The sequence below is a fragment of the Thioalkalivibrio sp. ALJ16 genome (assembly GCF_000377345.1).
Classification (GTDB): domain Bacteria; phylum Pseudomonadota; class Gammaproteobacteria; order Ectothiorhodospirales; family Ectothiorhodospiraceae; genus Thioalkalivibrio.
In genome coordinates, this window is the sequence record NZ_KB898038.1 from 24,684 (window position 1) to 49,683 (window position 25,000).

Sequence of the window (25,000 nt, forward strand, 5' to 3'; positions counted from 1 at the left end):
GGGCGTGGTGAGGGACCATAAGTCTTGCCAGATAGATGGTAACGCACCACCCCAGCCCGGAGGTTACGTATGCCACTCGACAGGGCCCCGTCCCTCGGTTCCGCCAGTTCCGGCCTCGTGACCTCCAGCCAGTGGAGCGGCATGGCCGGGTTGTCGATCGTGCAGCGCGAACAGCTGGCGGAGATGGTCGTGCCCCGGGTGCTGGAACACCTCGAGCGCTGCCTGGCCACCACGCGCACGGAATGGGAGGCCGGTCGGTCCTGGGGCACCTCGAGCGAGAACACCCTGCTGTGGTCCAACGACTTCCGCATGTTCGAACAACGCGTGCTGCGGGATTTCCAGGACAACCTGACGGAGGACTTCCGCAGCAGCGAGTACCCGCCGCAGTACGAGTTCTCCGGCGTCGCCTTTGCCGACCAGGATGACGGCCTGGCCATTCTCGATGACTACCAGTCCACCCGGCGCTCGCTGCGGCACAAACTGGAAGCCACGATGCGCGAGAACAATCGCTATTCGCATTTCGTGTTCACCCAGGCCGCCGAGGAAAGGAACCGCTTCGAACACCCCAACTGGGCGCCATGGTCACCGCTGCACTGGTACGAACGGCTGATCGAGATTGGCGAGCTCTATTTCGGCAAGACCGAGATGACGCTGGACCTGATGCGCTCCTACCTAGACTGCATGCAGAAGACTGCGGCCCCCACCCTCGCCTTCGTGGTCGAGGCGATCGAGCACTGCGGGCTGATCACCGGCCCGCGCGCCGATCCCGAATCCGCCGGGGCGCTGCGCCGCAACGCCTCGTGGAAACGCCTGGCCGGCACCCGCGAACAGGACCCGCAGGACGACACGGCCACCGAATCGGAAGACGCGGTCGCGGGCAGACCGGAATGGCAGCCCTCCACCCGCACGGTCGCGGCGCAGGAACCGGCGCGCATGCCGGATATCGGGGCCGACCCGGCGCAGTGGGCTGCCTGGGCCTCGAACATGCGTCAGGCGCCCGTGTTTCGCGCCGGCGGATCCAGTGGCACAGAGGCGGCGGGCAGCGCGCCGATGACCGCCTTTGTGGTCGCGGACGACCAGCCGGACCCGCGCGCCGCACTGATGCCCTTCATCCACGACCTGCTCCAGGGGCTTTTTGACCACATCTTCCGCGAGGTGGGGTTCAATCCCGCCGTGCGCGCCCTAATCGGGGAAATGCAATATCCGCTGGCCACCGCCGTGATCCGCGACCTCGGCTTTTTTCGTGACCGCTCGCATCCATTGCGGCTGTGGATCGGCAGCCTGATCAACGTGGCCATCCGTATCAATCCGGAGACCGGCGCCGACCACGAGGCCGTGGAGCGCTATCTGGGCTGTATCCGGCGCTCGATCGAACACCTGCGCAACCAGGCGGACCGGCTCGACCGCGACGCCGCGGAGGTCCTGATGCACCAGTTCCTCGAAGATGTGGAAACCGAGGACGCGCTCTGGCACGAACGTCAGGTCACCCAGATCGATCTCCCGAATGCCGAGGAATGGGCCGAACAGGCCCGCCGCAACCTGGCGCTGGCGGCGCTGGAAACCGGGGCGGACCTGCCGGAAGCGGCGGCCGAGGAGATCTTTCAGTCCTGGGAGGCGGTCCTGGCGGTGGAGCACGACACGGGCGAGGTCGGCGAGGCCCTGCATCGGTCTCTGCGTCAGGTCGTACGCCACATCTGCAATATGGCCAGCGCCGCCGAGGTGAACCCGCTGGTCGCGGAGACACGGGAACAGGCCCGGGCCGCGGGCCTCCCCGAGGACCGCATCCGCGATCTGGTACAGCACCTGGGCAAGGCCCACCTGTTCCGACTGCGTGCCGCAGACGACGCCCCGCGCTTTGACCCGCGCGCGCGCCTGCAGACGCGGGAATCGGTGCGCTACGAGGACGACGACCCGGCCCTGGAACAGGACCGCGACGATGACCACGTATTCGTGGCCATCGGTCTCGATGTCGGGGACTGGTTCGAATTCACCGACGACGACGGCGAGAACCCGCTGCGCATGGCGCTGCTTTGGCGCGGGGACACCACCCGGCGATTCTTCTTCCTGTCGCTGGATGGCGTCCACGCCCGTCGCCACAGCCTGCAGGGCGTGGCGCAGGAACTGCGCCAGGGCCGCATGCGCGCACTGCCGGAAGACAACCCCCTGGATGCCATTATCGAGGCCCCGGCAGACTGAACCCGAGCGGGTTCAGTCGCGCGTCTGGCGGATCGCCAGCGCCAGCTGGTTGCGCACCGCCTTCAGGGCCCGCAGGACCGGTGCCTCCAGCTTCGTCACACCCGCGCCCAGTTCCAGATACAGCAGCCCGACACAGTGCTGGCGCACGGCAAGCGGCAACAGCAGAAAGCTGCGGGCATCCAGGGCCTGACGGAAGCTGTCCGGGATATACCGGCTGATCGAGGCCTCGTGGCTGTCGGAAATAACCAGGTCCTTCTGCTGGTCCATCGCCAGCGAGAGGATGTCCCCTTTGCCGGACAGCTCCAGGCGCAGGCGTCCGGACAGGGTCTCGGCATCACGCCCGAACGCGGTGTGCGCCACCAGTACCCGGTGTTCGCGATCGGCCAGCATCAGCATCACCCGCTCGAGCTTCAGCGTACGGTAGAGGTTCTCCAGCGTGCCCTGGACCAGGGTGTGCAGGTCGAAGTCGCCGACCATGGTGTCCAGCATGTCGGTCAGGGCATCCATCAGGTCCGCCGCCTGGGCGGCCGGGTTCAGCCCCGGGGTCTCCCCCATGGGACCGGCTGCGGCATCCTCGGTCTCCAGCAGGGCCGCGTCCCGTACGTCTCCGTCGCCTTCCGGCCGCACCCCGAGATTGGCCTTCAGCCGCTGCAGCGGCTCGCGCCCCTCGGGCGGCAGCTTGACCACCGCGAGGAACTGGTCCATTGCCTCGCGGCCGGACTGGATCGCATGCTGCAGGCCGCGGGCATCGACGCCCAGGGCCTGCTGGTAACGCCGGCGCAGTTCCCCCAGCAGGGGCCCCTGCTGCTCGCGCGCCGCATGCGCGAGACACTGCCCCATCTCCGTGGCGAGGGTGACGATGCGATGCAGACGCTGGTCGGCATCGCGTGCCGCCGGCAGCACACCGGCGGGTGCCGGCTCCACCGAAGCCACGATTTCGCGCGGGAAATTCCAGTCCTGCAGCACCGCACGCGCCAGCGCCTCGTAGGAGACCCCCAGCACCTGGCGCGCCGCGCTCCCCTCGGCGGTTCCCTGAGCCACGCGAATGCGAATCTCGTCGGCCTCCTCGGGCAGGTAGTACAGCACCAGCATGCGCCCGATGTCGTGGAACAACGCGCAGACAAACGCCTGTTCGGTCTCCACGCCCCCGACCTGGTCGGCCAGGTCCCGCGCCAGCATCGCGCTGAACAGGGTGGTCACCAGCGCCTCCATCAGACGCCCGGAATGACGCCCGCCCTTGAGATTCTCGAACAGCACCAGCCCCAGCGCGGCCGTGCGCACCTGCTCGAACCCGAGCAGCACGATGGCCCGCGAAACCGTGCGAATGTTGCCGCCAAAGTTACTGTAAAACGGGGAGTTGGCCAGACGCAGGAGCTTCTGGGTCGTCGCGTAGTCCTTCAGCACGGCGTTCGACAGCTCGGCCACCGAACGCTTCATCGTGTCGTCGGAACACTGGGTAATCTCGCGGATGTGGCTGGAGATACCGGGGAAGTCCGGCTTGCGCCGGATCCGCCGCAGGATGAAATCGGACGAGGCGTCACCGGGCTCGCCACCGCCTTCCACCACGGCCAGCAGCGCCTCCCGGAATTCGCGCGCCGAGGCGAAGCGATCCTGCGGGTCCGGACGCGTCGCCCGCAGCACCAGCGCGTCGAAGCGCTCGTCCCCATTGCCCGCACGGCGCGATGGCGGCTCCAGCCCACCCGCGAGCATCGCCCGCCGCAGCGCCCCGGGGCCGGCGCCCGCAAACGCCCGCTCTCCGGTCAGCAACTCGTAAAACAGAACGCCCAGCGAGAACACATCGGCGCGTTCGCTCGCCGGCCCACCCGCAAGCTGCTCCGGTGCCAGGTAGTACGGGGTATCGGGCAGGTGGCTCTCGCCGCTACTGGCGGCATCCGGCAGCGCCATGCCAAGGCCGGTGATCCGCGCGTGGCCGTCCGCGTTCACGGTCACATTGGCCGGCTGCAGGGCACCGTGCAGCACGCCCTGCTCATGGGCGGCCGCCGCGGCATCGAGCAGCTCGCGCATCAGGGCCAGGGCGCGATCGATCACCAGGGGCCCGCGCGCCAGGATACGGTCCAGGGTCTCGCCCTCGACATACTCGAACACGAGATAGACGCCGCCGGCGTAGTCCCCGGCCTCGAAGATCGGCGCAATGTTCGGGTGGCGAAAGCGGCTGAGCCGTCGCGCATCGTCCAGCAGCGCCCGCCGCGTCTCGGCATCCGCCCCGGCATCGGTCAGCGTCCGGATCGCCACCTGGCGGTCCAGCACCGGATCATGCGCCAGGTAGAGCCCGTCACGGGCACTGGTGCCGAGTACACGGGTAATCCGGAAGCGCTCGATTGCGGGCTGCGCATCGCGTTCAGCCATCAGACAGCACCCCCCGGCACGCGCCCGGAGCACCGACGGGGCCTGTTACTCGCCCCGACCTGTTCGGATCCATCCGTCTTCTCCCTGTGATCTCGTCAATCCCGCAGCGGGATCGTCTTGCAGCCCGTTCCGAAGCCCATCGGATCTGGAACTGAATACGCGCTAGCCGGCCGGGTCGCGGGCGTGCTCCTTGAGGATCTCCAGCGGGATCACCGCCAGGGTCTCTTCATGGGTGGCGCGCAGGAAGACCCCCGGCGCCACCCCGGCCTGATAGGCCTCCAGCCAGCGCGCCGCACACAGACACCAGCGATCCCCCGCCGCCAGCCCGGGGAAGCCGAACGCCGGCACCGGGGTCATCAGGTCATTCCCGCGCGCCAGGGAGAAGTCCAGGAACTCGCGCGTAAGCTCCGCGCAGACCGTATGCATGCCCTGGTCATCGTAGCCGGTGGCGCAGTGGCCATCGCGGTAGAACCCGGTCACCGGGTCCCGCCCGCAGGCCTCCAGCGGACCGCCCAGTACATTCACCGATGGAAATGGCTGCATTGCTCCCTCCCGCTGTACGTTGCCTACAGGATAACGGAGCCGCGCGCCGATGCGGCGAGCGTTCACTCCGCCCGCGGGAATTCAGTCGGCGTCGGGCCAGCCCCATTCCTTCAGGTGGCTGCGCAGGTTCTCCGGCCGGTAGTCGTCATCCTGACCGTAGCGCTCGAGCACGCTCGGGTGCAGCTCGGTGGGGAACTCGGGCTGATACAGCGGACGCCGGTAGCGCCGCCGCACCCGGTAGATATGCCGCCGCGACCGGTGCAGCGGCGCCAGGGCATCGGGGCGCAGCGACTCGGGCAGATGCGATTCGATGGCCAGCCCGGCCGCTCGCGCCTGCTCGATCATCCAGGCCAGCGGGAACTCCGAGGCCAGGCGGCCCTGGTCATCCGGAGCATACCCCCCGCCAATGTCGGCATGCACACCACTGAACCATACCTGCTTCAAATCCAGGTTCCGGCGCGGCTCCCACAGCGTGGGCTCGAAATCGGCGCGCGTCTCGTCGATGGCCAGCGCGTGCCGCGCAATCCGCACATTGGGGCCCAGCTTGGTGTCGTAGAACTCGTCGGTGCGGTCCAGCAACCCCAGCAGCGAGAACGGGATGCCGAGCGCGCCGACCGTGTCCCAGGCACCGACAAAGCGGATCTCGCGATCCGGGTGGGCATGCTCCGCGCGAAACGCCCGCGAGGCCTCTCCATCCGGGGCGTGTGCGGCATCGGTCTTCTTGTAGTGGCGAAACGCCTGTTCGATCAGGCGCGCGTCCGGACGCCTGAGGATCCCGCAGTTGTTGATCAGGCCGCACAGGCTGCGCACGGTGTAGGCGCCCCGACTGAACCCGAACAGGAAGATCTCCGCACCCGGCGAGTAATTCTGCACAATGTAGCGGTAGGCATCCTGGATATTCTTGTGGATGCCGCGCCCGGTCACGCCCCCGGTCAGCCGGGCGTAGTAGGCACCCACCCCCCAGTCGTAGAAAACCTGCTGCGCGTCGCCGGCGGCATCCACCGGCGCGATCGCCCGCGCCATCCTCAGGACATTGGTCGGCACATCCGACTCCAGGTCCTCTTCCGGACGGTTCCAGGTACCGTCCGCACAGATCACGATCCTGCGCGTCATGCGCCCTCCAGGTTCATGTTTACCGCCATCGCGTCAGGCTCCGATGGGGATCCGGCGCACTTGTGCGCCGTCCGCCTGCTTGCGTCGAGGGGTATCGATCTTCAGCACCCCGTTGCGAAACCGGGCCTGGATCGCGGCGCTGTCGGCGTCTCCCGGCAGACTGAGGATGCGGCGGAATTGCCCGTAGCGGCGTTCCACTCGGTGGTAGCCGGCGTCCTCGTCTTCGGTCTCCTGACCCTTTTCACCGGAAATGATCAGCTCGTCACCATCGAGCGTCAGGTCGATCGCGCTTTCCTCGATCCCCGGGACCTCGACCGTGATGCGATAGTCCGTGCCGGTCTCGGCGATGTCTACACGCGGCCGCAGCAGCAGCGGCCCGGAATCGGGGCCCCCCGGGCCGGAACCGGTGCCAAAGAAATCCTCGAACATCCGGTCCATCTCGCGGTGCAGGCGCAGTAACGGATCGCTCCCCTCGCGGCGAGCCGGCACCACCTCGGGGCGCTCGTGTTCCTCGCGCTTGAACCAGTTCCAGGGCTTGAGCTTTTGCAGATCCATGATCGTCACCTCCGCAGGCTAAGGAACCTCGCGGGAAACCCGGATCCATCGCGTCCCCCTGATGCCTAGTAGGCAGGGAAACGGCCTTTTTCAAGGGAGCCGAACCACGTGCGATTCAATCAGCGTCTCCCTAGCCCCCGAAGGTCCGCGGGCGCGCCGGCAGCCGGCCCTTCTCCACCAGGCGCTCGATCCGGGAGAACACCTCGCCACGGCCGAACGGCTTCTTCATGAAGTCGTCCGAGCCAATACGATCGAGAAAAAACTGCTCCACCGCGTCCTCATTGCCGCTGATCATGATCACCGGCACATTCTCGGTGACCGGGTCGCGGCGCAGCTGGCGCAGCATGGCGAACCCGGTCATCCCGGGCAGGATGATGTCGAGGAAGATCAGGTCCGGCCGCTCCTCCCGTACCCGTTCCAGCCCCTCCTCGGCGTTCGCGGCACCGAACGCGTCCATCTCGTTCTGCCGCAGCATGTTCACCAGCAGCGCGACCACGGTGCGGGAATCGTCCACCACCAGCACGCGCAGGCCGCGCGCAGCCTCCTGCCGCGACTTCTTGCGCCGCTCGCCGCCCTTGCCGAAGCGCAGCAGGCTCCCCACACGCTGCATGTAACTCATGGCTGCATCCCCCTCCCTGGTGGCATTTCCGGGCGCCGGCGATGCCGCGCCATAGCGATCCGGACAATTCGTCTACAGCGCCATTGTTCCCGCCCCTCCCGGCTGCTGTCCAGCGCACGCGGGCGCGCGTTGCGGCCGGGCGCCCATGCGCGCATCATGCCGGTCTGCGGAGCACTGAAAGGAGTCAGCGGCGCGCCATGGTCCAGCCCACAGCCCACCCGAGCGGCAGCCGCCATCGGGGAACCCGCACATGAAGATCCTGGTCGTCGACCGCTCGCGCGTGTTCCGCGCGCTGTGGAGCCGTATGGTCCTGGCCGCGGGGCACAAGCCGATCATGGCCAGCAGTGGCGCCGAAGGGCTGGCGCGCATCGCGGAAAACGACCTCGAGCTGGTATGCGCCTCCATCACCCTGCCCGACATGAGCGGGACGGAATTCTGCCGCCAGGTCCGCGCTCAGGCCTCCGGCCATGACCTGCCACTGATCCTGCTCACCACGCAGCAGGATCACGAGATCCGGCGCGAGGCCTTCGAGGCCGGGGCCACCGATGTCCACGACAAGACCAATATCCGCGACCTGTTCCACCAGGCCGCACGCTACGGGCGGCCAGTGGAACACGCACACGAGGGGCATGTACTCTATGTGGAGGACAGCCCCACCGTCGCCCGCGTGATGACGCGCATCCTCGAGGGCATGGGGCTGGAGGTCGCACACTTCCGTAGCGCCGCCGATGCCCTTGACGCATTCGATCAAGGCAACTGGGACCTGGTCCTGAGCGATATCCTGGTCGAGGGCGAGATCAGCGGCATGGGGCTGGTCAGCCGCCTGCGCCAGCAATTCCCCGACAAGACGAGCCTGCCGATCGTGGCGATGTCCGGCATGGACGACCAGAACCGTCGCGCCGAGCTGTTCCGCCTGGGCGTGAACGACTTCGTGACCAAGCCGGTCCTGGAAGACGAGGTGCGCGCCCGCATCGGCAACCTGCTCGCCAACAAGCGCCTGTTCGAGGAGGTTCAGAGTCAGCGCAAGAAGCTCTACGACATGGCGATGATCGACCCGCTGACCGGGCTGCGCAATCGCAATGTCCTGGCCGAGTGTGCTGCGCGCTTCTTTACCGAGGCCAACCGGGCGGACATGCCGCTAAGCCTGATCCTGCTCGACATCGACCACTTCAAGAAGATCAACGACACGCATGGCCACCTGCTGGGTGACGAGGTTCTGGTCGGCGTGGGCGAACTGCTGCGCACCACCGGCCGCGAGTCCGATGTGGCCCTGCGCTTCGGCGGCGAGGAGTTCCTGCTGGTGCTGCCGGAGTGCGATCTCTTCGACGCTCATACCCGGGCAGAGGAACTGCGCCAGCAGCTGCGCGAGCTGCGCCCGGCGGGGCTCACGATCACCGCCAGCTTCGGCGTGACCAGCCGCCCGTCCGGCCGTGACGTCAGCATGAACGACCTGTTCCGGGTGGCCGACCAGGCCGTCTATCAGGCGAAAAACGAGGGCCGCGACCGCGTCGTATCCCGCGCCCTCGATGACGCCACCGCCCCGACACCCGCGCAAGACGACACCCCCGCGGAAAACCCGGGCACCAGCGTGCAGCCGGCCGGCTGAGCAGCCGTCCCGGCGCCGCGACCGCGTCAGTTCTGGATGCGCCAGCTGCCGTCCGGCTGCCGGCACGCCGTCCCGTAGACCTGCTCGGTCTGCCCGCCAATCACTGCGTCGATGGTGTATTCCCGACAGGGGCCAGCGGTGCTCTCGTAGGTCCGCGTCGGCACCACCGTGTACTGGTTGCCGGAATCCGGGTTGACCCATTGCGAGGGCACCCCGGTCCGCACGCTCTCCAGGGTCTGGGCCGTCTTCAACCGGTCCACCTCGTCCATCGACTGTCCGACTGACCCGCCGATGGCCGCACCGACAAGGGTCCCGGCGATGATGGCCGCGGTTCTCCCGCGCCCGGACCCCACCTGCGAGCCCAGCGCCCCGCCCAGCACGCCACCAATCACCATGCCGGCCTGTTCCTGCGTACCCTGATGCGTGGCGCAGCCGCTCACGCCCAGAGCCGCAGCCAGAGCTGTCGCCAGAATGACCTTTCGCCACATACCGCCCTCCAGGACCCGCGGGAGTTACCCTCGATAAAACTATAGACCACGGATATCCAGCAGCAGGGAGCGGTACGTCTCACTCCGGCGCCGGTGGCGCCCCTGCCTCGCCCTTTCCAGAGGCCTCCGGCTGCGAGGCATTGATCGCGCGCTGGAACACCCAGCTCTTGATTTCGCGAATCTGCTCCACCATGGTCCGGGACAACGGTACGGTGTTGATCACATTGCGGATCACATCGCGCTGATTGAAGACCCGGTCCTCGCGGTAGGCGTCGATGCGTGCCGATTTCACCGCCTGCTCGATTTCCGCCCCGCTCCAGCCCTCGGTGCTCGCAGCCATGTAGTTCAGGTTGAAGTCCTCGATGCTGCCGCCATGGCGCAGCACATGAATGCGCAGGATCTCCTTGCGCTCGTCCACATTGGGCAGATCGAGGAAGAACAGCTGATCGAAGCGACCCTTGCGCATCAGCTCGGCCGGCAACTGCTGGATACGGTTCGCCGTGGCTGCCACGAACACCCGCGGCGACTTCTCCTGTAGCCAGGTCAGGAAGCTGGAGAAGATGTTGACGTTGCCCGCGCTGCCAGCGGCATGGCTGTCGAAGCCGAATGCATTCTCCAGTTCGTCCACCCACAGCACCATCGGGGCGATCTCTTCGGCGATGCGCGTCGCCCGCGCGAAGGCGTATTCCGGCGTGCCGAAGCTGCCCGACAACACCAGGCTCATGTCCAGCCGTACCAGCGGCAGATTCCAGGCGGTGGCGATGGCCTTGGCCGCCATGCTCTTGCCGCAGCCACTCACGCCCATGAACAGCACCCCGGCCGGCAACGGCACGTTGTCGCGCCAGGCCTTCTCGCTGAACAGGTCGGCCCGGGTGCGCACCCACTCCTTCAGGTTCTCCAGCCCGCCGATCTGATCCAGCGACGGCTGCGGCGGATAGAACTCCAGACAGCTTTCCTTGCGCAGGATCTGGCCCTTCTCCTCCTGGATCTCGGCCAGCATCTCGGCCTCGGGCATCGGCTTGCCCCGGAACAGGCGGGCACTCAGATGCCCGACCTCGTTCAGGGACAGCCCGCGCATCCCCGCCGCGACGCGGAACAACTGCTCGCGCGGCACCGCCTCGGTGCCATGGGTGTGCTCGAGTTGCTCCAGCACCTCGGCCTCCGAGGGCAGATCCACCTCGACCAGGAAGACCTCCTTTTTCAGGATCTCGGGCAGCTTCAGCAGCGGACAGCTGAGGAACACCACGTTGCGACCCTTCTTCAGCTGGTAGTAGAGGTCGCGGACTCCGCGCACCAGCGCCGGGTTGTCATCGAACCAGGTAGGCAGGTCCTTCAGCAGGACCATGCGTGGCGCATCCGTCTCCCCTGCGGCCACCCGGGCCACCGCCGCGACCGGATCGGTGGTCGGCGCGTCCGGGTCATCGTGTTCGCCGAACCCATGGCTCGCGGACCAGACGTCCAGGTGGCCATCCTCGCCGTAGAACGAGCGCGCGACCGAGCGCAGCAGCCGCTCCAGGCGATCCTCGTCCCAACCCAGCAAGTAGAACACCGGATAACGCGACTTGAGTCCGCGCAGGATCTTGTGTGCCGTCCGATTCTCCAGCTTCTTGCCCAATCCGTTGCTCCTTCGAGGTACCCCGCCGGAGTGTACCCATCCCTCGCCGATCATCCACGCCACCCGTGCGCATCGTCTACCCTGAGACCATTGGCCCGCCCCAGCCACGGAGAACCCATGCCGCCAGTCCACCGCCGGATCACACGCGCAAGCCTGGGGCGTGGCGTGCTGGTCCTGCTGATTGCGCTGGGTATCGGTATCGCCCTGTGGTTGGGGGACCCGGCCCGCCTGCTGGCCTGGGGCGAGACCTTCGCGGGCGGCCCCTGGGCCACCGCCGGGCTGGTGCTCCTCATGGCACTGATGCTCGTCTTCGCCCTGCCGGGGACGCTGGTCATATGGCTGATCGCCCCGTTCCATCCGCCGCTGGTCGCGGTCGGCCTGTTGCTGATCGGCAGCACGAGTGGTGCCTGGGGGGCCTACCGGGTCGCCGCCCGCCTGGCGCGCACCGAACACCCGCGCAGCGAGGATAACTGGCTGACGGATTTCCTGCGGCGCCACGGCCATGTCGCCACGCAGATGGCGCTGCGGGTGTTCCCCGGTTTCCCGCATTCAATGGTCAACTACGCCGGCGGGGCCCTCGGCCTGCCGCTGGGCGGCTTCCTGCTGGCGGCCGTGCTCGGCCTGGCCGTCAAGTGGAGCGTCTACGCCACTGCCATCCACGAGGCCACGGAGGCCATCGCCACCGGCGAGGTCCTGCAACCCCGGACCCTCCTGCCGCTGGTCGTGCTGGCGATTTTCCTGTTGCTCGGATCGGTGCTGCGCTACTGGATTCAGCGCCAGCACTCGCGCCGGCGGGCGGGCCGGCCATGACGGCGTACCCATGCGGTCGCCCCCCTCAAACCGAGAACGGTTTCCCGCTACACGCCCGCAACCCTGTCACCGTCCGGCAGGTTCGTTAGACTGTCCTCCCGCATTCCAGCGCACCCTCTACGTGACTCGAGAGCCCTCCCCACAACCCTGTTCGGACATCGGCGACGTCAATCAGCGTTTCTACGATGGCCTGTGGGCAGATACCCGCCTGGTAGCCCCGGAGCGCTTCAATACCTGGGCCCTGGTCTCCCGTCTGGCAGCGTCCCATAAGCGCCGCCTTGAAGTGGGGCCAGGTATGCGCCCGCGCCTGCCCATCGAGGACACCCACTTCGTCGACATCAGCCAGCCGGCCCTGGCCGCACTGGACCATCGGGGCGGTGTCACCCAGACCGCGCCGATCTCCGCCCTGCCCTATGCAGCAGACCGCTTCGATCTGGTGTGTGCACTGGACATCATCGAGCACGTGGAGGACGACGAAGCGGCCCTTGGCGAGCTCTCGCGGGTGGCCGCGCCCGGGGCCCGGGTACTGCTGTCGACCCCGCTGCACCCGGAATACTGGACCCCGTTCGACGACATCGTCGGCCACTACCGGCGCTACGAGCCGGCGCATCTGATCCAGCTACTCGAACGCCACGGGCTGACGATCGAACAAAGCGCGATCTTCGGGATGAAACCGAAATCCTCGCGCCTCACCGATCTCGGGATGTGGTTCCTGCAGCGCCACCGCCCGGTCGCCATGAAGGTCTACAATCGTTTCCTGATGCCCCTGGGCCTGCGCCTGCAGAAGCCACTCGCACTGAGCCCTGGCATGGTGCCTACCGAGGGAGTGCAGGAGGTCTTCCTGGTCTGCCGCCGCAGACCCTGAGATCCTCCGGCCGCGCGGGCGTCCTGCACCGGACGCGCCCCGGGCCCGCTGAAAAACCGGCCTTTCCTCATGCCCGCTTGAAGGAACCACCCGCCCCGGCGTAATGTCTTCCCAAGCAAGACTCCCGAGAGACCATCCGATGCTCGATCTGCTGCGTTCACGTTCCACCTATCGCGATCAGCGCTTCCAGCTGTCCCTGCTGGTGCTGGCCACGGGCTTCGTGCTGACCGTGCAGAACCCCGAGGCACAGGAATCCGCCGCCGAACTGTTCTCCAAGATCGAGTTCCCGAATCTGGCCCAGGTCCAGGACATGCGGCCGCAATTGCCACCACCGTGGATGGAAGGCGACCAGTTCGTCAGCGAGGACAGCGAGTCCACGCCCGTCGTACCCCTGCTGGAACGCACCGACGCGCGCTCGCCCGACGCGCGCGAGCGCCCGACCCGCGCAGCCGGCGACTAGCGACTCTGGCGGGGCGGCTCACAGCTCCGCCGCGCAGACCCGGTTGGCTCGCCTCGCGCTTGGCGCAGCAGAACCGCCGGTCCGCCTCTCCTAGCAGATCCTCCGGGGCGTCAAACGCGCCCCGCTCACCGTGCTTACGCCGAGGCTGACCGTCAACGTGTCGGTCACGTTGTTCGACTGTGCCAATCGCAGCGTCTCCACCTCTCGGCGCACCCGCGCCTTTGTTAGGCTCTCGGTCCCAACCGTACAACAAGCCAGACCGCATGACCGACACCTTCAAGGCTCTGATCCTCGAACACACGCCCGATGGACCGCGGGCGGCAATCCGCCCACTCAAGCTCGATGACCTGCCCGCCGGCGAGGTCCTGCTGCGCGTGCACTACTCCGGGCTGAACTACAAGGACGGCATGATCCTGCAGGGGCAAGGGAACCTGGTCCGTGACTACCCGCACGTCCCGGGCATCGACCTGGCCGGGACAGTCCTCGAGTCCGCGGACCCACGCTACCGCGCGGGCGACCCCGTTGTGCTGACTGGCTACCGGGTGGGCGAAACCCACTGGGGCGGCTACGCCGAGCGCGCCCGGGTGCAAGCGGACTGGCTCGTCCCGCTGCCTGCCGGCTACAACGCACGCCAGGCCATGGCCGCGGGCACCGCCGGATTCACTGCCATGCTGGCGATCCAGGCCCTGGAGGACCACGGCCTGCAGCCAGACGCCGGCGCGATCCTGGTCACGGGTGCCTCCGGCGGCGTGGGCAGCATCGCCGTACGTCTGCTGGCCCACCTGGGCTACACGGTCACCGCCGTCACCGGCCGCGCGGAGAACGCCGACTACCTGCACCGGCTGGGCGCCTCGACAATCCTGCCCCGCGCCGACCTGGCCGAGGTCCCGAACAAGCCCTTGCTGCGCGAGCGCTGGGCCGGCTGCGTGGACACGGTGGGGGGCGACATGCTGACCCATGTACTCGCCGGCATGGGCTATGGAGGCTCGGTGGCGGCCTGCGGCCTGGCCGGGGGGGCACAGCTCAAAACCACGGTCCTGCCGTTCCTGTTGCGCGGCATCAACCTGCTGGGGATCGACTCGGTGATGTGCCCCACCGAACGACGGCTGGCGACCTGGAAACGCCTGGCCGCGCTGCTCCCCGGCCACGATCTGGAGGCCATGACCACCGAGATCGGACTGGATGACCTGCCGCATTACGGCAAGCAGATCCTCGCCGGACGAATCCGCGGGCGCACGGTGGTTTGCGTAGGAAAACAAGTTTCCCCAGAGCCTGGCGACAACGGCACCAACTGACGCCCCCAAACCGGCTATTCTGCGGGCACACCCCTCCGGAGATCCCCATGACCGAACTCGCGTCCCGACTGAAGTCCATCCGCGACCGCCTCGCCGAACTGGAAGCCATGGCCCGGGAGGACCGAGCGGAGGCCGCCCACCGACTCGCCGCCGAACTGACGCGGGAGCTCAATCAGGCGCTGGAGGAAGCCCCCGGCTCCACGGACGGCGGGCCCGCGCCGACATCCGGCGAACCCCGTCCGCCGCGCGACCCGGTAGAGAAATGCCCGCGCTGCACCCTGCGCAGTTTCACCTTTCAGGACGGCACCATCCGCGAGCGCCCGGACGAACCGGGACATTTCGAGGCCCAGTACCAGTGCATGAGCTGCGGCCACGAGGCCTGGCGCCGACTGGGCTAACACGGGACGCCGGCCCGGACCCACGTCTACAGCTGGCCGCGCGTCCAGCGCACGATATCCGCCGCGCCCATGGCCCCCGCCTGGCGGGCCAGCTCGCGACCGCCGCGGAACAGCGCCAGCGTCGGGATGCTGCGAATCCCGAACTGCTGTCCCAGGTCGGGTGCTGCCTCGGTGTTCACCTTGGCCAGCCGCACGGTGGGCTCCAGCTCCCCAGCCGCCTGCCGGAACTGAGGCGCCATCATCTTGCAGGGGCCACACCAGGGCGCCCAGAAATCGACCAGCAGCGGGATATCGTTGCGCTCGACGTGCCGCCGGAAATTCGTGCTCGTCAGTTCCAGCGGTTCGCCAGCGAACAACGGCTGGTGGCACTGACCGCACTTCGGGCCCGCGCCAAGGCGCGGGGCGGGGATTCGATTAACCGCATCGCAATGCGGACACACCACATGCAGGGACTCACTCACAGCAGCACCTCGCCATTACCACCCGACAGACCGCCTCATTCTACTCCGCGCCGCGGCAGCAACCAGCCGAACAGAAGATGGGTCAACCACCAGACCCCGGCACAAAAAGCCATCACCACGCCCAGCCACGCAACCGGATGCATCCACTCCTGGACCTGACCGCCCGGGCCCAGCACCCAGTTCACGTTGTTCTCGGGGTCCGCCAGCGCAAACGTCAGCAGCAGGATGGCCCAGCCCAGCACCAGCATGTAGCGCCAGGCGCGGGGGTCGTAGCCCAGGCGCCAGACCAGCCAGATCAGTACAAACGGAAGCGGCAGGTGGTACAGCGACAGCAGCCGCACGAATAGCGGGATCTCGGGGTTGAACATGTAGTGCACGATCCCCAGCGGCGCCCAGCCCCACACCACCATGCTCAGCAGGAAGTCCAGCACCCAGCCCAGTTCCAGCAGCACCACCGCCACCAGCATCATGCTGGCGATGCGCCGGCTCTCCAGCCAGGTTGCGAGCAGCCCGCCCAGCAGCGCCACATTGGAAAACCACAGGAAATTGAACCAGCCGTGCACCGTCGCATACACCGGCACCAGAGCCAGCACGAACGCCAGATATCCCCACTTGAAGCCCTGCGGGAGCGTGCCCGCGCCTGCCCCTGTACCCTGTTGCTTCAAACGACTTGCTCCTGGCTGTACCCCGTCTCAGGGTAGCAGCATGCCTCCTGCATTCCAGAGAAACACTGATCCATGAGAAACCTGTTCGTCCTTGCCCTGCTCCTGACCCTCGGCGCTGCACCGGCCACCCTGGCGGCGGAGGCGCGCGACCGCGATCCACCCACCATCGGACTGGCACTGGGCTCGGGCGGCGCCGCCGGCCTTGCGCACATCGCCGTGCTGCAGGTCTTCGACGAGCTGGGCACACAGCCTGACCGCATTACCGGCACCAGTATCGGCGCGGTCATCGGCGCCCTGTACGCCGCCGGGCTGAATGCCGACGAGATCCTGGATCTCTTCGACGACTTCGCCGGCTCGGAGCTGGACGCCCTGACCGGTCTGGCGCAATCTAACCTGCGACTGCGCGACCTGATCCCGCTGCGGCTGGGGCACGACGCCCTGCTGGATTCCGGCGAATTCCTGCGCTTTCTGAGCGAACACACCGAGGCCCGCGAGTTCGACGACCTGCGCATCCCTCTTGCCGTGGTGGCCACCGACTTCCGCACCGGCGAGAACGTGGTGATTGACGAAGGCGACCTGTTCGCGGCCGTCGAGGCCAGTATGGCGGTACCCGGGCTGTTCGCCCCCGTGCAGCGCGACGACCAGTACCTGATTGACGGTGGCGCCTCCAACCCGCTGCCCTACGATCTGTTGCAGGGCCAGTACGACTACGTGATCGCAGTCGACGTGTCCGGCACCGGCGAACGCAACGACACCGACGATCTGGGCATCACCGACCTCCTGTTCAAGAGCTTCAGCATCATGCAGGGGTCCATCATTCGCCAGATGAAGCGCTACGATCCACCCGATCTGTACCTGGTACCCGATACCGACGGGATTCGCCTGCTGCATTTCAACCGCATCGGCGAGATCATGGAAAAGGCGCAGCCGGTCGCCGACGAGCTGCGCGAGCAGCTCGCCGCGTGGGGGATCGAGGCCGAGCAGGACAAGCCGTAAACGCCCCGCGACCGCCGCGTCCACTCGCGGCAAACCCGGGGACAACGCGCGCCGACTCATGAATCCGCGTGCCCCTGGCCTATACTCCGGGCATCCGCCGCAACGGACGCGGCGCCACCCCCGGATGCGAGAGCCGTGAACCGCGACGCGCCCCAGCCCCCAGACGCTCCCCCAGCCGCCCCCGAGGACCGCCCGCCGGATACCCCCGGCACGGGCCACACATTGTGGTTCACCCGGCGCGAAGACCGGGTCTGCGGTCCCTATCCCGAAGCGGCGATCGGCCGTTTCCTGATCCTTGGCCGGCTGCGCCCGGATGACTCGGTCAGCCGCGACCAGGAGACTTGGTGGCGGATCGCCCAGTGCCCTCAATTGATCCCGGAGGAACTGCACAACGCGCATAGCCCGGAGGGGCGCGAACGCCTGGATCAGGCCCGGCTGCGCGAGGACGAGCGCCTGCGCGAGCGTCGCCACGGCAACCCGCCGGCAGAGATCCTGGAACGCCGCAAGGGCGACCGCCGCTGCCCCGAATCGCCGGAAGCCCTCAGCCACCGCCAGCAGTGGCGCGAGATCCTGGAACGTCCGCCCGCGCCCTGGAGCGCCTGGCTGCGCGGCCCGCGGCCGTGGCTGGCCGGCGGCATCCTCGTGACCGTGGCGGCCGTACTGCTGATCAGCTTTGCCCTGCGCTTCGAACGCGAACCGGCGCCCGACTGCACCCAGCCCGCGGCCCCGGGAGTCAACTGGAACTACTGCGATCAGGCTGGTGCCGACCTGCGCGGCATCGATCTGAGCGGGGCCTCGCTGCACAGCACCCGCCTGGCCGGCGCACGCCTACGGGGCGCGCGGCTGTCCGGAGCAGACCTGCGCTTTGCCGACCTTACGCTGGCCGGGCTGGAACGGGCCGAACTCGACGGCGCCAACCTGACCGGCGCCGACCTGATCCGGGCAAACCTCGCCGGCGCCCGTCTGGAAGACGCCGATCTCTCCCATGCCAACCTGAGCGGTGCCAACCTGACCGATGCGCGGCTGGACGGCGCCCGGCTGCGCCACAGCATCTGGGTCGATGGTCGGCGCTGCGCACGCGACTCGGTGGGCACCTGCGACTGAACCCCGCATGCCGTGCGCGAATCAGTCACCGCCGCGGTCTTCCGGCTCCAGTTCGATACCCAGCGCCGCGGCCTGCTCGGCCCAGTAAGGCTCCGCCGCGCAGGAACAGCAGTCGCACCAGACCGCGACCCCTGCATGCATGCTGAGGCGGCTGAACGGCGTTGCCACAGGGCCCGCATTCACTGGGCCCGCCTCCACGGATGGCGGGGTCGATGCGCGCCGAACCGCTTCGGACTTCCTGCTCAATCGAAAGCTCATGTGCCTCTCCCCTCCCGTGCCGCGGGCGCCCGGCGCAGATCCCTGACAGGCCCCCATTTTTAAGAATAGACCGAGCCTGCGTCTGTGCAGGCCGACCACGGGCCCCTACAATCCCAGTCTCGCCTCTAGCCCCGGCCACCATGCTCACCCGACGCGACAAGGTCCTGCTATCGGTCTCCGCCGCCGTGCTGATGGGCATCCTCCTGCCCCTGGCCGCCCTCGCGTGGTTCCTGTGGCAGGAATCGGTCGCCGCCGAGGAAGAACGCCTGGCGGAACTGGCGCAGCGCCTGGGCGAACAGACCGAGGGTGCGCTGGTCGACGCCCGCGAACTGCTGGACCGGCTGAACCGACTGGAGCTCGAACCCTGCTCGCCGGAACACCTGGAACACCTGCAGGATGCCGCGATGGCCCGCCCTTATGTGCGCGCCATTGGCTACTGGCGCGCGGCCGAGCGCGAGTGCGGGGCCGGCTTCGTGCAGGGGGAGGCGTTGACCCCACCGCGCGCCAGCCGTATCTACGACACCGGCGTGGTCGCCTGGTGGCCCGGGCCCGACACCGCGGTGGGCGGCGTGGAGCTGTTCCTGATGCGCTTTGGCCAGCACGACGTCGCGATCGACCCGCGCCTGCTGATGTCCCCGGGTATGCTGGAGGATCAGCAAGTAGGCCTTTGGGTGGAGGGGCTGGCCATGAACCGCCACCCGCACGACTCCGAGCTGCCCGACCCCGAGGCCACTCCCCCCGGCCTCAGTGTGGACCGGGCGCAAGCCCGTATTGTTAGCCGATTCTCGCTCGGCACCCTGTTCCCGATCGATGTGATCGCGGTACAGCCCCTGGCCGCCTTCTGGGATCGCTACCTGCCCACCCTGATCCTGGCCGGAGTCTTCGGGCTGCTGCTGGTGGCCCTCTGGCTAGTGCTGGTGCTGCGCTATCTGCGACGCCACCTGAGCCTGACCAGCGAACTCCGCGAAGCCATCGCCCGCGACCGCCTGAGCGTCGAATACCAGCCGATCGTGGACCTTGCCGACGGCCGCTGCCGCGGCGCGGAGGCGCTGGCGCGCTGGCACCGCGAGGACCACGAAACTATTGGCCCGGATGTGTTTGTCCCGCTGGCGGAGGATACTCACCAGGCCACCGATCTCACGCTCGCCATCCTGCGTACCATTTTGCGCGAACAGGGCGCCACCCTGCGCGCACGCCCGGACCTCGCGATCAACCTCAACATCACCGGTCAGGATCTGGTCTCGGACCGTTTCGGCGATGCCCTGCGCACCGCCCTGCGCGAAGCGGGCGTGGACCCGCGATCGATCAGGCTGGAACTGACCGAACGCTCCCTGCTCGACAGCGACGCCGTCCACCGCCGACTGCGGGAATTGCGGCGCCGCGGCCACCGCATCGCGGTCGACGATTTCGGGACCGGGTACTCCAGTCTGTCCTACCTCGAGCGCCTCGAACTGGATACACTGAAACTCGACAAATCCTTCTGCGATGCCATCGCCCACGAGACCACCACCAGTCCGGTCATTGGCCACGTGATCGAGATGGGCCGTGCCCTGGGCCTGCACATCGTCGCTGAGGGCATCGAATCGGAGCACCAGGTCGAATGGCTGCGCCGCCAGGGCGTGGACGGCGGGCAGGGCTATCTCTTCAGCCACCCGCTGACCGCCGCAGCCTTCCGTTCCTGGTGCGAGCACCACTGAGGCAAACATGCAAGCACCCACAACCTGCCGGCGCCGAACCCGCCATCCCGCAGCGGCCCTACTGCTGACCACGATACTTGGCGGTTGCGCCCTGCTGCCCGTGGAGGGCGAGCGTCCGAGCACGGACCCGGCCCCCGAGTCCACGGCCACACAGGCCGATGGTGCGGCGGCGGAAGCAGACGACGCCCAGGCCGGCGATGCGCGTACGCAGGAGCTGCAGATTGCCCACTCGGAAACGGCCGAGCAGGAGCGCATCACCGCGTTGCTTGCGCACGGCCACGAGCCCCTTGAAGCCGACCGCCTCGGCTACTACATGGACGTTCTCGGCGCGCGCCTTCGCCAGGAACTGGCGGGCCTCCCGGTCGCGATCGAGCACCGCGACCGCGGCATCCGCCTCGCCCTGTCCGCGGCCGCCAGCGCGGACGACCAGGGGCAGGCCCTGACCGTGATCGGCCGCCTGCTGGATGAATTCCGCGCCAGTCTCGTCACCGTAACCGCCCTGGGACCGGCTGCCAGCACCACGGCCAGCTCTCAGGCGGACCCGAAGGCGCGCGCCCTGGCCGCCGGCCACGCGCTGGCACAGACCGGCATCGGCGCGGAGCGCCTGGTACTGCGCAGCCGTCCACAACCCGCTGCCGCGGGCACGAGTTCGTCCGAGGCGGCCTCGCAGCTCGAACTCCTGATCCAGCCCCTCGCCACGAGTTGAACCACCACCCGCCGCAACCAGAGGCGCACCCGCTGGCTCACAGCCCGGAACCGGAAGAACCCGACCATGACCCACCCCACAACCCTGCCGCCCACCACCGGCATATCGGACCAGCACACTGGCAACCCCGGCGGGGACGAACCCGACAGCGCGTTCTACCGCACCCTGCTCGAATCGACCCGCGCTATCCCCTGGAAGATCGACTGGGCCACCATGCGCTTTGCCTACATCGGCCCCCAGATCGAGGCCCTGCTGGGCTGGACCCCCGAGAGCTGGGTCAGTATCGACGACTGGGTGGAACGCATGCACCCGGAAGACCGCGAAACGGTGGTCAATTTCTGCGTGAAACAGTCACAGTCGGGCATCGACCACGAAGCCGACTATCGCGCACTGACCCGCGATGGCCACTACGTATGGATCCGCGACGTTGTCCACGTGCTGCGCAAGGACGGCGAAGTCGAGGCCCTGATTGGGTTCATGTTCGACATCAGCGAACGCAAGCTTCAGGAAGAAGAGCTACTGCGCCTGCAACGCGAGCTGGAAGCGCTTTCCTACCATGACGCCCTGACCGGAATTGCCAATCGACGCCAGTTCGACCTGGCGCTGGAACGCGAGTGGGCACATTCCCGCCGTGACCAGCGTTCGCTCGCCCTGATCATGCTCGATATCGACCACTTCAAGGAATACAACGACCGCTACGGCCATCCGGCCGGCGATGCCTGTCTGCAGCAGATCGCGGCCTGTCTGGGAGAGGTCACCCAGCGCGAGCAGGACCTGCTGGCGCGACTGGGGGGCGAGGAATTCGTCCTCCTCCTGCCGGATACCGACCTCGATGCCGCCCATGATCTGGCTGCGGACTGCCTGCGACGCATCCGTGACGCCGCAATCCCGCACGCCAGTTCGCCGCTGGCCACCCATCTCACCGCCAGCGCCGGCGTGGCCAGCGTCGTGCCCGCAATGGACGATGCCCCCGTCCGGCTCATGGAGGTGGCCGACCGCGCGCTGTACCAGGCCAAGCGCAGCGGCCGCGACCGCACGGCCATCGCCCCCACACCACCACCCGCGTAGCCGTACGCCGCTCGCCCACTAAAGCCCCGCCGCAGGGAGAATCCCGCCAGGCAGCCGCGCATGCCGGCGGCCCGCGTTTGCGCCACCCCAGGCACGGTGCGCGACTCGAGGAGCGGGGAACGGACGCCCACAGCAGAACGCTGCTTTGCGAGCGATCTCGATACCAGCGCCGCCGCGATCGCCCGCACCATCCTCAACCTGGCCGACAACCTGGGGCTCAAGTCCGTGGCCAAAGGGGTGGAAACGGAGGCCCAGAAGGCCTTCCTGCAGGACAACGGCTGTCACACCCTGCAGGGGTTCCTGTTTGCCCAACCGCAACCCGCCGACCAGTGCGAGGCCCTGCTGGAACAGGGCATGGACATCCCGTGGGCGCGGCCTGCCGAGCATGCCTGAACCGCACAGGTTCGGAAAATGGTCCGCACACCCGCGCTCCGGCAACACACGCACCGACTGCGCGGACGTCCGGCACGCCCCGACCGCAGGCACTACCATCGGTCTCATGCACCCGGAAAACGCCACTGACTGCACGCCCGCGCGCTCGACTCGCTTCTGCGTGCCGACCCAACCCGACGCCCGCGCGGCCATGATGCCGCGCTCGCGCCCTGCCAGGACGGGCGCGCGTGTGCGCACAGGCATCATCATACTGTCCGGGGCCCTGCTGGCGGCCGGCTGCAGTGCGTTCCCCCTCACGGTCGATGCGCCACGCGAAGTGCCCTACATCTGCGCCTACGGCCCCGAGCTGATCGCGAGCTTCGAGGACGACCGGGTGGAACTCGCCTTCAACGGGGCGCGGGCACGACTGCAGGCCACCGAGGTGGCCTATGGCGAACGCTACGCCAGTCCCGGCGGGGACGTCGCCTTCTGGACCCGCGGCGATGCCGCCATGCTCGAGATGGCCGGCGTGTTCTGGAGCTGCCGCGCCCTGCCCCCGCGCCGATGAGCACCCGCACCACGGACTTTGTCCGGCGGGCCACCGGTGCCCGCCAGGCGGAACCCGAGCAGGTGATCCAGACCCTGTGGAGCAGCTACGGGGAGATCGTCCGCTACCGGCTGCAAGGGGCCGACCGGCCGACAGTCATCCTCAAGCACGTGGTCTTTCCCGACGCGATGGATCATCCGCGGGGCTGGAGCAACGACCGCTCGCATCAGCGCAAGGTTCGCTCCTACCAGGTGGAGATGGCCTGGTATCGCGACTGGGCCAGCCTCTGCAACCCCGTTAGTCGTGTGCCCCACTGCCTGGCCACCAGGACCATCGGCGACGAGCACCTGCTCCTGCTGGAAGACCTCGACGCCGCCGGCTTTGCGCGGCGCAAGGAACACCTGACCCGCGCCGAGGCGCAGCACTGCCTGCACTGGCTGGCCCGCTTCCACGCGCGCTTTTTGGGACAGGCCCCGAAGGGGTTGTGGCCCGAGGGCAGTTACTGGCACCTGGCCACGCGCCCGGACGAATGGGCCGCCATCGAGGACCCGGCGATTCGCGCCGCGGCCCCCGCGCTGGACGCCGCCCTGACCAGTGCCCACCACCGCACCCTCGTCCATGGCGACGCCAAAGTCGCGAACTTCTGCTTCACGCCCGGGGCCGACGCGGTCGCCGCCGTCGATTTCCAGTACGCAGGCGGTGGCTGCGGGATGCGCGACGTGGCCTATTTCCTCGGGAGCTGCCTGGACGAACGGGAACAGGAGGCCTGGGAGGCCGAACTGCTGGATGTCTATTTCGCCGCGCTGGGCGAGGCCCTGCACGCGGAAGGCAAGAGAGACGCGGCCGGGGCCGTCGAGCGCGAGTGGCGCGCGCTATTCCCGGTGGCCCAGGCCGACTTCTACCGCTTCCTGGTCGGCTGGATGCCGGGCCACTGGAAGATCCACGACTACAGCCGGCGCACGGCGCTCGGGGTGATTCACCGCATTCAGGAAGAAGGCGGGTCCGGCACGGGCCCAGAATCCATCCCGGGGTCCATCCCCAGCTCCTCCGCCACTTCCAGCCAGTAGGGTTCCGCCGAGCAGCTTCCCCAGGCCGCGGTCGTGCCTGCCGGTTCCGCGTCCGGGGCGGGCGCTTCACTCGCCGATTCGGTGTTGTTCCGGCTCGTTTTGGTCGTCATCGGTGAGTTATGGCACGCCCGGGCGCCTATCACGGAGCGGGGGAGTCGGCCGCGGCCGCGCCCGCCGCGCCGGAAAATCCGGGACCGCGCACATCGTCGGTTGACCAGCCGCGGTTGCTGTCACGCCCGGTAACCCACCACTCGTGCACGAACAGACGCAGCGGGCCCCGCACCCGCTCCTCGAAGCGGGTCGGCAGGATGAAGCCCTCGACCTTGGCATACTCCAGGAAGGTCGTGTCCACATGGGCGCCCTGGGTCGGACCAAAGCCGTTCAGCGTGATGTGCACGCGATAGATCAGATCCGTCTCCGGATGCATCCACATCACGACCTGGTCCCGGTCGGCCTCGCCAAACCCCGGCTCGAGGGTGGCCAGGACGCGCCGATAGCGCACCCCGCCCTCGCGCCGATCCTCCAGGCGCTCGAACCCCGTTGCCCGATGCTTCACGAAGCTGGGTCCGTAATGAAACAGCTCGCCGGCATCCGTGGTCATCGCGCTGGCACGAATCCGCTCGGGATCCGTGCTGCGCTCGCCGTCGTAGTACACCCGAAATACGTCGCCATGGCGGTACACGCTCTTGGTGCCCTCCGGCCCGGTGTAGTGGAGGGCGTACAGATCATCGGCGGGGCGGAAGCGCTCCTCCCCCACCCCGCGGTAGCCCGCGTCGGCCACCAGTGGCTGGATGCGCTGGATCATGCGCCCCCATTCGCCATCGGTCGCCTGGTTCAGGTCACCGTCGAACGCGCGCAGATCCCCACCGTGCGCCGCGAGCGCGCGCTGGAACAGAACGTCCGCCGTCAGTCCATCCTCGAACGTCGCGCCGGGACCGGGCTGGGGAAAGGTCCCGCCACAGCCGGCCAGCAGCACCGCCAGCCCAAGCCACAGAACCGCCCACGAGCCTCCCAAACGTGTTGAGTGCCCCATGCCATCGCTCCTTGCCATAAATAGCTGTACTTTTCTTGTACACTCCCTGTACAGTATTTTCAATGACGCAGGTCGTTCCCTCACCGTCCGGAGTCC

Annotated in this window: 24 protein-coding genes and 1 pseudogene; 15 read left to right on the top strand and 10 right to left on the bottom strand. The window is 68.0% G+C overall.

Annotated features, from left to right (window positions below):
* Positions 1 to 69 precede the first annotated feature (69 nt).
* On the top strand, positions 70 to 2,196 hold the full coding sequence (locus D000_RS0102190; RefSeq protein WP_018871917.1) for a DUF1631 family protein: 2,127 nt from the start codon (positions 70 to 72) through the stop codon (positions 2,194 to 2,196).
* A gap of 12 nt (positions 2,197 to 2,208) precedes the next feature.
* On the opposite strand, the gene D000_RS0102195 is transcribed toward D000_RS0102190, so the two are convergent.
* The 5 genes from D000_RS0102195 to D000_RS0102215 all read right to left on the bottom strand — a co-directional run bounded on the left by D000_RS0102195 (position 2,209) and on the right by D000_RS0102215 (position 7,393).
* Positions 2,209 to 4,563: an HDOD domain-containing protein gene (locus tag D000_RS0102195; RefSeq protein WP_018871918.1), complete on the bottom strand. Its 2,355-nt coding sequence runs from the start codon at positions 4,561 to 4,563 to the stop codon at positions 2,209 to 2,211.
* Between the two features lie 162 nt (positions 4,564 to 4,725).
* Complete coding sequence (locus tag D000_RS0102200) at positions 4,726 to 5,106, bottom strand: DUF2237 family protein (protein ID WP_018871919.1); 381 nt, start codon at positions 5,104 to 5,106, stop codon at positions 4,726 to 4,728.
* Positions 5,107 to 5,187: 81 nt separating this feature from the next.
* Positions 5,188 to 6,219, bottom strand: coding sequence for a DUF2235 domain-containing protein (locus tag D000_RS0102205; RefSeq protein WP_018871920.1), 1,032 nt, complete (start codon positions 6,217 to 6,219; stop codon positions 5,188 to 5,190).
* Positions 6,220 to 6,252: 33 nt separating this feature from the next.
* Positions 6,253 to 6,774, bottom strand: coding sequence for an Hsp20/alpha crystallin family protein (locus tag D000_RS0102210; RefSeq protein ID WP_018871921.1), 522 nt, complete (start codon positions 6,772 to 6,774; stop codon positions 6,253 to 6,255).
* Between the two features lie 130 nt (positions 6,775 to 6,904).
* The gene (locus D000_RS0102215) at positions 6,905 to 7,393 is read right to left on the bottom strand and encodes a PleD family two-component system response regulator (protein WP_018871922.1); all 489 of its coding nucleotides are present in this window, start codon (positions 7,391 to 7,393) and stop codon (positions 6,905 to 6,907) included.
* A 250-nt stretch (positions 7,394 to 7,643) separates the two neighbouring features.
* Between D000_RS0102215 and D000_RS0102220 the strand changes: the two genes are divergently transcribed.
* Positions 7,644 to 8,999: a diguanylate cyclase gene (locus D000_RS0102220; protein WP_018871923.1), complete on the top strand. Its 1,356-nt coding sequence runs from the start codon at positions 7,644 to 7,646 to the stop codon at positions 8,997 to 8,999.
* Positions 9,000 to 9,025: 26 nt separating this feature from the next.
* On the opposite strand, the gene D000_RS0102225 is transcribed toward D000_RS0102220, so the two are convergent.
* A complete protein-coding gene (locus D000_RS0102225) occupies positions 9,026 to 9,487 on the bottom strand; it encodes an RT0821/Lpp0805 family surface protein (RefSeq protein ID WP_018871924.1) in 462 nt (153 codons plus the stop codon).
* A 79-nt stretch (positions 9,488 to 9,566) separates the two neighbouring features.
* Complete coding sequence (locus D000_RS0102230; protein WP_018871925.1) at positions 9,567 to 11,102, bottom strand: AAA family ATPase; 1,536 nt, start codon at positions 11,100 to 11,102, stop codon at positions 9,567 to 9,569.
* Between the two features lie 117 nt (positions 11,103 to 11,219).
* On the opposite strand from D000_RS0102230, the gene D000_RS0102235 reads away from it, so the two are divergent.
* The 5 genes from D000_RS0102235 to D000_RS0102255 all read left to right on the top strand — a co-directional run bounded on the left by D000_RS0102235 (position 11,220) and on the right by D000_RS0102255 (position 14,930).
* Positions 11,220 to 11,912: a VTT domain-containing protein gene (locus D000_RS0102235; RefSeq protein ID WP_018871926.1), complete on the top strand. Its 693-nt coding sequence runs from the start codon at positions 11,220 to 11,222 to the stop codon at positions 11,910 to 11,912.
* A 121-nt stretch (positions 11,913 to 12,033) separates the two neighbouring features.
* Positions 12,034 to 12,777, top strand: a complete 744-nt coding sequence (locus D000_RS0102240) for a bifunctional 2-polyprenyl-6-hydroxyphenol methylase/3-demethylubiquinol 3-O-methyltransferase UbiG (protein WP_026279699.1) — start codon at positions 12,034 to 12,036, stop codon at positions 12,775 to 12,777.
* Positions 12,778 to 12,916: 139 nt separating this feature from the next.
* Positions 12,917 to 13,237 carry a hypothetical protein gene (locus D000_RS0102245; protein WP_018871928.1) on the top strand — a complete coding sequence of 107 codons (321 nt, stop codon included), beginning with the start codon at positions 12,917 to 12,919 and terminating at the stop codon, positions 13,235 to 13,237.
* A 263-nt stretch (positions 13,238 to 13,500) separates the two neighbouring features.
* Complete coding sequence (locus D000_RS0102250; protein WP_018871929.1) at positions 13,501 to 14,532, top strand: MDR family oxidoreductase; 1,032 nt, start codon at positions 13,501 to 13,503, stop codon at positions 14,530 to 14,532.
* Positions 14,533 to 14,579: 47 nt separating this feature from the next.
* A complete protein-coding gene (locus D000_RS0102255) occupies positions 14,580 to 14,930 on the top strand; it encodes a hypothetical protein (RefSeq protein ID WP_018871930.1) in 351 nt (116 codons plus the stop codon).
* Between the two features lie 26 nt (positions 14,931 to 14,956).
* Here the strand turns inward: D000_RS0102255 and trxC are convergent, their stop codons facing one another.
* Together trxC and D000_RS0102265 are read right to left on the bottom strand one after the other, a co-directional pair.
* Positions 14,957 to 15,391 (bottom strand): thioredoxin TrxC, encoded by a 435-nt coding sequence (gene trxC / locus D000_RS0102260; protein ID WP_026279700.1) that lies wholly within the window; start codon positions 15,389 to 15,391, stop codon positions 14,957 to 14,959.
* 35 nt (positions 15,392 to 15,426) lie between these two features.
* Positions 15,427 to 15,984: a hypothetical protein gene (locus D000_RS0102265; protein ID WP_026279701.1), complete on the bottom strand. Its 558-nt coding sequence runs from the start codon at positions 15,982 to 15,984 to the stop codon at positions 15,427 to 15,429.
* Positions 15,985 to 16,128: 144 nt separating this feature from the next.
* Between D000_RS0102265 and D000_RS0102270 the strand changes: the two genes are divergently transcribed.
* From D000_RS0102270 to D000_RS0102310, 8 genes and pseudogenes are all read left to right on the top strand, one after another.
* Entirely contained in the window at positions 16,129 to 17,052 is a 924-nt protein-coding gene (locus D000_RS0102270) for a patatin-like phospholipase family protein (RefSeq protein ID WP_018871933.1), read from the top strand.
* A 135-nt stretch (positions 17,053 to 17,187) separates the two neighbouring features.
* On the top strand, positions 17,188 to 18,156 hold the full coding sequence (locus D000_RS0102275; RefSeq protein WP_026279702.1) for a pentapeptide repeat-containing protein: 969 nt from the start codon (positions 17,188 to 17,190) through the stop codon (positions 18,154 to 18,156).
* A gap of 398 nt (positions 18,157 to 18,554) precedes the next feature.
* Positions 18,555 to 20,111, top strand: coding sequence for an EAL domain-containing protein (locus D000_RS0102285; protein WP_018871936.1), 1,557 nt, complete (start codon positions 18,555 to 18,557; stop codon positions 20,109 to 20,111).
* 7 nt (positions 20,112 to 20,118) lie between these two features.
* Positions 20,119 to 20,817 (top strand): hypothetical protein, encoded by a 699-nt coding sequence (locus D000_RS0102290; RefSeq protein ID WP_026279703.1) that lies wholly within the window; start codon positions 20,119 to 20,121, stop codon positions 20,815 to 20,817.
* Between the two features lie 66 nt (positions 20,818 to 20,883).
* Positions 20,884 to 21,885, top strand: coding sequence for a sensor domain-containing diguanylate cyclase (locus D000_RS0102295; protein ID WP_018871938.1), 1,002 nt, complete (start codon positions 20,884 to 20,886; stop codon positions 21,883 to 21,885).
* A 135-nt stretch (positions 21,886 to 22,020) separates the two neighbouring features.
* Positions 22,021 to 22,278: pseudogene (locus tag D000_RS0102300) on the top strand (EAL domain-containing protein); the annotation flags it as partial.
* 262 nt (positions 22,279 to 22,540) lie between these two features.
* Entirely contained in the window at positions 22,541 to 22,825 is a 285-nt protein-coding gene (locus D000_RS0102305; RefSeq protein ID WP_026279704.1) for an MliC family protein, read from the top strand.
* On the top strand, positions 22,822 to 23,871 hold the full coding sequence (locus D000_RS0102310) for a phosphotransferase (RefSeq protein WP_018871941.1): 1,050 nt from the start codon (positions 22,822 to 22,824) through the stop codon (positions 23,869 to 23,871). The genes D000_RS0102305 and D000_RS0102310 overlap by 4 nt, the downstream gene beginning before the upstream one ends.
* Before the next feature lie 139 nt (positions 23,872 to 24,010).
* Here the strand turns inward: D000_RS0102310 and D000_RS0102315 are convergent, their stop codons facing one another.
* Positions 24,011 to 24,904 (bottom strand): hypothetical protein, encoded by an 894-nt coding sequence (locus tag D000_RS0102315; protein WP_026279705.1) that lies wholly within the window; start codon positions 24,902 to 24,904, stop codon positions 24,011 to 24,013.
* Positions 24,905 to 25,000 lie beyond the last annotated feature (96 nt).